This is a genomic window from Candidatus Eisenbacteria bacterium (genome assembly GCA_035712145.1).
In the GTDB taxonomy this organism is placed as follows: Bacteria; Eisenbacteria; RBG-16-71-46; order RBG-16-71-46; family RBG-16-71-46; genus DASTBI01.
This window is the reverse complement of the sequence record DASTBI010000263.1, coordinates 1-8,019: the sequence shown is the minus strand read 5'-3', so window position 1 is coordinate 8,019 and position 8,019 is coordinate 1. Positions and strand designations below refer to the sequence as shown.

The 8,019-nt window shown below is 66.1% G+C and carries 7 protein-coding genes; 3 read left to right on the top strand and 4 right to left on the bottom strand.

Annotated elements, in window-relative coordinates; genetic code table 11:
- On the bottom strand, positions 1–510 hold the full coding sequence (locus VFQ05_18490; GenBank protein ID HET9328759.1) for a GNAT family N-acetyltransferase: 510 nt from the start codon (positions 508–510) through the stop codon (positions 1–3).
- Positions 511–932: 422 nt separating this feature from the next.
- Between VFQ05_18490 and VFQ05_18485 the strand changes: the two genes are divergently transcribed.
- The gene (locus tag VFQ05_18485) at positions 933–2,312 is read left to right on the top strand and encodes a FlgD immunoglobulin-like domain containing protein (protein ID HET9328758.1); all 1,380 of its coding nucleotides are present in this window, start codon (positions 933–935) and stop codon (positions 2,310–2,312) included.
- A gap of 91 nt (positions 2,313–2,403) precedes the next feature.
- Here VFQ05_18485 and VFQ05_18480 read toward each other — a convergent pair whose 3' ends face one another.
- Positions 2,404–2,901, bottom strand: a complete 498-nt coding sequence (locus tag VFQ05_18480) for a class D sortase (GenBank protein HET9328757.1) — start codon at positions 2,899–2,901, stop codon at positions 2,404–2,406.
- A gap of 269 nt (positions 2,902–3,170) precedes the next feature.
- Between VFQ05_18480 and VFQ05_18475 the strand changes: the two genes are divergently transcribed.
- A complete protein-coding gene (locus VFQ05_18475; GenBank protein ID HET9328756.1) occupies positions 3,171–3,347 on the top strand; it encodes a hypothetical protein in 177 nt (58 codons plus the stop codon).
- 396 nt (positions 3,348–3,743) lie between these two features.
- Here the strand turns inward: VFQ05_18475 and VFQ05_18470 are convergent, their stop codons facing one another.
- Positions 3,744–5,948 carry a prolyl oligopeptidase family serine peptidase gene (locus VFQ05_18470; GenBank protein ID HET9328755.1) on the bottom strand — a complete coding sequence of 735 codons (2,205 nt, stop codon included), beginning with the start codon at positions 5,946–5,948 and terminating at the stop codon, positions 3,744–3,746.
- A 136-nt stretch (positions 5,949–6,084) separates the two neighbouring features.
- On the opposite strand from VFQ05_18470, the gene VFQ05_18465 reads away from it, so the two are divergent.
- On the top strand, positions 6,085–7,620 hold the full coding sequence (locus VFQ05_18465) for a carboxypeptidase M32 (GenBank protein ID HET9328754.1): 1,536 nt from the start codon (positions 6,085–6,087) through the stop codon (positions 7,618–7,620).
- A 21-nt stretch (positions 7,621–7,641) separates the two neighbouring features.
- On the opposite strand, the gene VFQ05_18460 is transcribed toward VFQ05_18465, so the two are convergent.
- The gene (locus VFQ05_18460; GenBank protein HET9328753.1) at positions 7,642–7,974 is read right to left on the bottom strand and encodes a hypothetical protein; all 333 of its coding nucleotides are present in this window, start codon (positions 7,972–7,974) and stop codon (positions 7,642–7,644) included.
- Positions 7,975–8,019 lie beyond the last annotated feature (45 nt).

Sequence of the window (8,019 nt, the reverse complement as noted above, 5' to 3'; positions counted from 1 at the left end):
TCAGACCCGCGCCTTCTCGAGATCGAGCTCCATGAACACCACGAGCGGCTTCAGCGCTTCGGGGAAGTGGTCCGGCGCGGGCACGCGCTCGAAGCCGACCGACTCGTAGAGCTCGTGGGCCCGCTTCATCGAGACGTGGCTGTCGAGCACCATGCGCTTGCAGCCGGTATCGCGCGCGGCCTGGATCAGCGCCGCGACCAGCTTGCGCCCGATGTCGTGCCCGCGAAATCCGGGACGCACGTAGAGGCGCTTGAGCTCGCAGACCTGGTCGTCGTGCGGCTTGAGGGCCACGGTCCCCGCCGGCCGCCCTTCATGCGTGGCGAGCAGCAGGCGACCCCGGGGAGGCGAGTAGATTCCCGGCAGCGAGGCGAACTCCTCCTCCCAGCCGGCGAAGGTGGGCGCTGCGCGATTGTCCGTGGTGAGCGTGTCCGACCACGCCATGTACTCACGCAGGAGATCCTGGACGGCGGCGATCTGCTCGGCGGTCTCGACCTGCTCGATGAGGGTCATGGGTAGCTCCTCCGCCACACCGTAGCCCTTGTTCCGAAACTGGACAAAAGGTCAATTCGCCGGCTTCCTTTGCCGGGTTCAGCGAATTGCGCTCGCGTCGTCCCGAGCGTGTCACTAAGCTGCGCACGGCTCGGAAATCCCCCGCGGAACCGCACGCGAACCCAGCGCTTGCGTAAGTCTGCACCGACCGCTGACCGGGAACCCCTACGCGGCGTCCGATCGTGACGCTGCGCTGCGATCGGCTGCAGTCTCTCCTGCCGCTGGCTTGCTCACGATTCACTTCGGGTGTCTTCGAGCCGCGGGTCCCCCGCATCCATCGATGTCGTCCGGATATTTGCGCGCGGCCGGGCGTTCAGCGCGCGGGTGCGAGTCGGTCCCTTCGTCCATTTCCAGGCAATCGCCAGAAGGAAAGGAGAAGGCCCGTGAACCTCCGAACCAGAACCTGCACCACCGTCGCGTCATGCGTGCTGGCCACCATTCTCGGAGCCGCGATCGCCCAGGCCCACAACTGGAGTTGCTGGCGGCAGCCCAACCGGACCGTCCCTGCGTACGTCACCGCGGCGTTGTCCAGCCAGGCGAACGCCGCGGTCTCCGAGTGGGACACGAGGACGATCCTGTCGGTTCCCCGCGTCAACTATCACACGGAGATGAGCGTCTTCGACGGGTATTACGGAAACACCGGCTGGGCCGGCATCGCGTCGATCGAAAGCGCGAGCGGCTGCAACATTCTCCACGGCCATGCGCGGGTCAATCGCTCTTACAGCTATACGTCGAACGGCTATCGCGGCATCTTCTGCCAGGAAGTCGGGCACCTCTTCGGGCTCGACCACTCGAACGACGGCGGCTGCATGGGCGGCGGCTACTTCTACAGCATCAACACGTACTACACCCTCGTTCAGCACAACATCAACGACATCGCGACCAAGTACGCCAACGCTCCGGCGGCGACCGCTCCGGATGATCTCGCGTCCTTGACTCCGGAGGTGTCCGGAGAGTCGGGGCCGCTGTCCGGCGAGATCCCCGAAGGCACGGCGCGGGCCGTGGCCTTCTGGCACGACCGCCCGAACACGATGGAGGAAGCGCTTTCGCGCTCGCTGGCCGTGGTCAGCGGCCGAGTGTTGCGCGTCAATGCCGGCGCCGACCTTGTGAATCAGGTCGAAGGGCTGGAGGACGGCGTGGACCGGATCCCGACCCAGCGCATTCTGTTCGCGGTCGACAAGGTGATCGCCGGCGAGCTCAAGGCCCGCGTCGTCGAGCTCTTCCGCACCGGCAACGAGGACTACATCCTCGCCGAGGATCCTCCTTACGCGGAGGGTGAGCGTTACGTCCTCTTCCTGACCCGGGCGGATCGTGGCATGTACCGAACGATCGCTCCCGAGGGAAGGCTCAAGGTCACCGAGAGTGGCTTGGAGCTCACCTCGACCCGGGAATTCATGTCCGAGCTTCGTGGACGCAGTGTCGAGTCGATCTCGAGTGAGGTCGCCCAGCTCTCGCCCATGACGGGAGTGCCATCGGGTCCGCTCGGCCTGCAGCTGCGTCAGAACGCTGCGAACCCATTCAAGTCACGCACCTCGGTCTCCTACGCACTGCCTGGGCCCTCCGATGTGAGCCTCGGCGTGTTCGACGCGCAGGGTCGCCGGATCCGCGGCCTTGTGGAGGGTTGGCAGGACGGGCCGCGCTGGTACACGGTCGAGTGGGATGGTCGGGACGACCGCGACCAGCAGACCGCGAACGGCGTCTACTACATCCGTCTCGTGACGCCGCAGGGGATGAAGTCCGTTTCCGTCGTGCGGATCAATTGATCGATGGCGTGAGGCACCGGGCCGCTACCGGACTGCGCGCATCCGGTGGCGGCCCGGTTCAAGCCCCCATCGCCATCGGCTGAACCGAAGCCTAGGGAAGCACGCCCTTCGCGACGTACCCCGAGCGCGAGCTTCGGACGTGGCCCAGACGCCGTTTCCCATCCACCTCGCGGGCCACGACCACGAAGCGCCGCGGCGCCGGGCCGATGTAGTAGAACGGGTAGCAGGTGACCAGCGTCAGCCGCGAATCGTCTCCCGTCCGCAGCAGATCGCCGCGCTTCGGGCTCACGATCAGGGTGGTGTCCACCTCGTAGACGAAGTGCCCGTCCGGAGTGCGCAGCCCGATGCGGTCGCCCGCCACGATCTTCCGGAGCGGACGGAAGTAGCTGTCGCGATGGCCGGCCAGGCCGACGTTGCCGCGCTCGCCGGGATAGGCCGTGCCTTCGACATGACCGACGCCGCGACGCAGGGCCTTCGAGGAAGTGCCTTCGACCACGAGCACGGAAACCCCGAGCCGCTCGATCTCGATGCGTCCAATGAGGCCACTCGCGCTGGCCTCACGACGCGTCGCGTCGGCTCGGGTCGTCACCGGCGTGTCTCGAGGCGCTGTAAACGCCTCGAGTCGCCGGTTCAGGCGTTCCTGGAAACTCTTGGTCTCCAGGATGGCGCCTAAAGTGAATGCAAGTACCAATCCCCCGAGGAGAGTGAGGCCACGGCCGATTCGACCTCGCAGGGGTTCTTTCATGAATCCCCCCGGGGCGGCGCCAGGCGGTCCCGATCATCCACCCGGCGCTCGCCCTTTCAGATGTACAAGCTTACGACCGAGGCTGGGGCCGCGACAGCCAGGCCCCGACGGCCATGGCCGCCAAGCTCACTGCGATCACGGTCGGCAAAGGGCTTCCGGTCGCCGGAAGCGACTCGTCCGTGGTCGTGGTGGTCGTCGACACGTCGGTGGTCGTCGTGGTGGTGGTCGTCGTGGCGTTCGGATCGTCCATCGTGGTCGACTGCGTCGTCCCCGTAGGCGTGGTGCCCTGATTCGTCGACGGATTCGTGTTGTTCGGATTCGGCGCGGTCGATGTGTTCGTCTGGTCCGTGGGCGTCGTGCCGTACTGTGCCAACACTGGCGATGCGATCAGCGCCAGAGCCAGGACCGTGGCATTTGCAAGATGGTTGCGCTTCATGGCCGTCCTCCAGGATGCACGGGGGTGGAATGGCTTCCGTGGCCGCGAGTTCGCAAGCGAGGTGCCACCTGGAGAACGGTCGGGATCGGATAGCAAACTGTCGCACTGACAAGGAAATGCGAGGCGAGGACCAGATCTCTCCTCCGGCCTGCTCTCGAGCAGCTTTGTACATCCTTCCGGTCCCGGACTGACCGAGTGAAAAAACGAGAGCCCGGCGGCCAGGCCGGGCTCTGGGTCCGTGGCTGGAGGGCTAAGGCTGCTTGGCCTCGCCTTTGGCCGTGGTGCCCTCGGTCCCTCCAAGCTCGCCCCACAGAAACATGTAGGCCAGCGCCCACATGTGAGCGGACTGGGCATTGGTCGCGGCGCCTCCGTGCCCGCCCTCGATGTTCTCGTAGTAGAGCACGTCGTGACCCTGGTCGAGCATCTTGGCCACCATCTTTCGAGCGTGACCAGGGTGGACGCGGTCGTCCCGGGTCGAGGTGGTGAACAGCGTCGGCGGATACTTCACGCCCGCCTTCACGTTTTGATACGGAGACCACTCCTGGATGAATGCCCACTCCTTCGGTTCATCCGGATTGCCGTATTCCCCCATCCACGAGGCGCCGGCCAGCAGCTTGTGGTAGCGACGCATGTCGAGCAGCGGCACCTGGGAGACGACGGCTCCGAACAGGTCGGGGCGCATCACCAGCATGTTGCCGACCAGCAGGCCGCCGTTGGACCCGCCGATGCATCCCAGGCGGCGCGGCGTCGTGATCTTCCGTTTCACCAGGTCCTCGCCCACCGCGATGAAGTCCTCGTAGCAGTGGTGGCGCTGTTCCTTCACCCCCGCCTGGTGCCACGCCGGGCCGAACTCGCCCCCGCCCCGGATGTTGGCCACCACCAGCACGCCGCCCTTCTCCAGCCAGCCCGCACCGCGGGTCGCGCTGTAGGTCGGCAGCTCCGAGATCTCGAAGCCACCGTATCCGTAGAGCAGGGTGGGGTTGCTGCCGTCGAGCTTCATCCCCTTGGGCGACACCTGGAAGTACGGGATTCGGGTGCCGTCCTTCGAGGTCGTCTCGTGCTGGCTGACCTGGAGCTGCGACGCGTCGAAGAACGCCGGCTGCTGCTTGAGCTGCTCCGCCGGTCCTCCGCCCACGCGGGCGATGTGGAGCCGGGTCGGTGTCGTGAAATCGGTGGTGGTGAGCCAGAAGTCGTCGGACTCGCGCGAGTCGACGGCCTTGAAGTACACCTTGCCGAATTCCGGCAATCCGGGGAACGGCGTGCGGGTCCACGAGCCTTTCTCGAGCCGCAGCGTGTAGATCCGGTTGTGCACGTTGTCCAGCTCGTTCAGCAGGATCGCGCTTCGAGTCGTGGCGTACTCATCGAGAGACTTGCGCGCCGTGGGCTCGAACAGCATCTGGAAGTCGCGCTTGCCGGCCATGAAGTCGTCGAACTTCGTGACCAGCAGGGCGCCCCGGGGCCAGGTCTTCCCGTTCGTCGTCCAGTCGGTGCGCAGCTTGAGCAGCATCCACTCCCCGAACGTTCCCAGGTCGGCGTCGACGGGCTTCTCGATCGTGACCAGCTTGCCGTCGCGGAGCAGGAACATCTGGTGGGTGTAGAAGGTGATGCCGCGATAGACGAAGTGTCTCTCGAAACCCGGGGTGTCGTCGCGAGAGGCGCCCGCCCACACGTCCTCGGCCTTCCCTTCGTAGATGGTCGTGGCGCTCGACAGGGGCGTGCCGCGCTTCCACTCCTTGACGATGCGCGGGTAGCCCGAGCTGGTCATCGAGCCCGGGCCGAAGTCGGTGGCGACGTAGATCATGTCCTTGTTCTTCCACTCCACGTCGCTCTTGGCTTCGGGCAGGGAAAAGCCGCCGGCCACGAAGGACTTGGCGCCCAGATCGAACTCGCGCACCACTTCCGCGTCGGCGCCGCCGCGGGACAGCTTCATCAGGCAGCGCGAATAGTCGGGCGAGAGCGCCTCCACGCCGTGCCACACCCAGGGCGTGCTCTCGGCCTTGGATAGCGCGTCGAGGTCGATGACCGTTTCCCAGGCCGGCTCGGCCTTGCGGTATTCCTCGAGCGAGGTGCGGCGCCAGATGCCACGCTCGTGGTTCTGGTCTTTCCAGAAATTGTAGTAGTGCGCGCCGATCTTCTCGATGGTCGGGATCTTGGCCTTGGAGTCCAGGATGGCCAGGAAGCGCGCTTCCATCGCATCGAATCCTGGCTTCGTGGTGATGGCCTTGGCGGATTCGGCGTTGCGCTGGCTCGCCCAGTCCAGGCACTTCTGAGCTTCGACCTCTTCCAGCCACAGGTATGGATCGTCGGGGACGCCCGGCGCGGCCTTCGCGGCCTGAGCCGTGACGTGTTTGGCCGCGGGCTTGGACGCAGGCGTCGCGCTCTGGACCGCCGCCGGTCCCGCGATGGCGGCCAGGAGAGCCACCGCAATGGCTCGATCGAGGTATCGCAGCTTCATGGAGGCCTCCTCCGTGTGTGAAGGCTGAATCTAGCACCCCGTCAAGGCCATCCCGCCGCCAAAAGTGGCCGTCGCGGCGTTCCTCGGGTAGGATGCGGCACCCCCGAAGAGGCCGCCCTCGACCGTGGAGGACTTCGTGACCGCGCTCTCCCAGCTCAAATCCCGGTTGCTCGAAATCGACAACATTCGCCACGCGGCCGACGTGCTGCGCTGGGATCAAACGACCTACATGCCGCCTGGAGGCGCCGCGGCTCGTGGCCGGCAGATCGCCACACTGACTCAGCTCTCCCATCAGCGCTTCACCGACGCCGAGACCGGCCGCCTGCTCGACGCCGCCGCGCGCGAGACGCAGGACCTGCCTTACGACTCCGATGATGCATCGCTGGTGAGGGTCACCCGTCGCGATTGGGAACAATCGGTCAAGATCCCGACCTCGCTCGTCGTCGAGCTCAACGAGCACACCCCGCTCGCCTATCAGGCTTGGACCACGGCGAAGCCCGCGAACGATTTCTCGAAGGTCACGCACCTGCTCGAGCGGACGCTCGACATCTCCCGGCGCATGGCCAACTGCTTCCCCGGCTACGACCACATCGCCGACCCGCTCATCGACTTCTCGGACTATGGAATGAAGGCGGCCACCGTGCGCTCCCTGTTCAGCACCCTGCGCGCCGGGCTGGTGCCCATCGTCCGCGCGATCACCTCGCGTCCGGCGGTCGACGACTCCTGCCTCAAGCGCCGCGTGCCCGAGGCCGACCAGTGGGCCTTCGGGCTCGCGGTGATCCGGCGCTTCGGCTACGACTTCGATCGCGGTCGCCAGGACAAGACGCACCATCCCTTCATGACCAAATTCTCGCTCGGCGACGTGCGGATCACCACGCGCCTCCGCGAGGACGACCTCTCCGACGGCTTCTTTGCCACGCTCCACGAGTGCGGTCACGCCCTCTACGAGCAGGGCATCGACATGAAGCTCGAGGGCACTCCGCTCGCCGCCGGCACGTCGAGCGGAGTCCATGAGAGCCAGTCACGACTCTGGGAGAACCTGGTCGGGCGCAGCGCCGGTTTCTGGGAGTTCTTCTACCCCGAGATCCAGAAGGCCTTCCCCAAGCAGCTCGGCGATGTGTCGCGCGAGGCCTTCTACGCCGCCATCAACAAGGTGGAGCGGTCGCTGATCCGCGTGGACGCCGACGAGGTGACCTACAATCTCCACGTGATGCTCCGTTTCGAGCTCGAGCTCGAGATGCTCGAGGGCAAGCTCGCGGTCAAGGACCTGCCCCGCGCCTGGCGCGAGCGCTTCGAGGCCGACTTCGGGGTCCAGGTGCCTGACGATCGTCAGGGCTGCCTTCAGGACGTCCATTGGTTCGCCGGTCCGATCGGCGGCGCGTTCCAGGGCTACACGATCGGGAATGTGCTCTCGGCCCAGCTCTACCGCTCGGCTCTCCAGGCGAAGCCCGGCATCCCGGATGAGATCCGCCGCGGCGAGTTCGGCTCGCTGCGCGGCTGGATGACGGACAACGTCTACCGGCACGGCTCCAAGTTCACGGCGGACGAGATCATCCAGCGCGCGACCGGAGGCAAGCTCAGCACCGGTCCCTATCTCGACTACCTGTGGGGCAAGTACCAGCCGCTCTACGGGCTGCGCGAAGAGGAACGTCAGCCGGTCTCGGTGGGCTGAGAGCGGTCCCGGGAACCGGTCTCATTTCCGGTGAATCGCGTACTTCTCCGGATCCTTCTTGAAGGCGCTGAAGGTCGAGTCCGACTCGAAGAAGTAGGGGCTCTCCTCGGTATCGAAGCGCGGCGAGAAGCGGTCCGGATAGAACCTCACCGAGCTCACCGGGTCGCGCAGGATCCCGCACCAGCGCACGGGGTCTTTCACGAAGCGCCCGCGTGAGGCCGCGGTCGCGAAGCGATAGATCTCACCGTTGACGCGCGCGTGGAGCTTGGGATCGAGCGATCCGATCTCCTGGGGATCCACCGGATCGAACAGCGTGCGGCTCATGTGCTCGAGCAGGAAGTCGGCGGCCGGCACGGGCGCCGAGGGCGCGCAGCCCTGGGGGCCTCACACGAATCCGGA

What these genes read in the sequence shown, in the direction of transcription:
- VFQ05_18490 (HET9328759.1), bottom strand. Translation starts at nt 510, where the DNA reads ATGACCCTCATCGAGCAGGTCGAGACCGCCGAGCAGATCGCCGCCGTC.
- VFQ05_18475 (HET9328756.1), top strand. Translation starts at nt 3,171, where the DNA reads ATGGCCGCCAAGCTCACTGCGATCACGGTCGGCAAAGGGCTTCCGGTC.
- VFQ05_18470 (HET9328755.1), bottom strand. Translation starts at nt 5,948, where the DNA reads ATGAAGCTGCGATACCTCGATCGAGCCATTGCGGTGGCTCTCCTGGCC.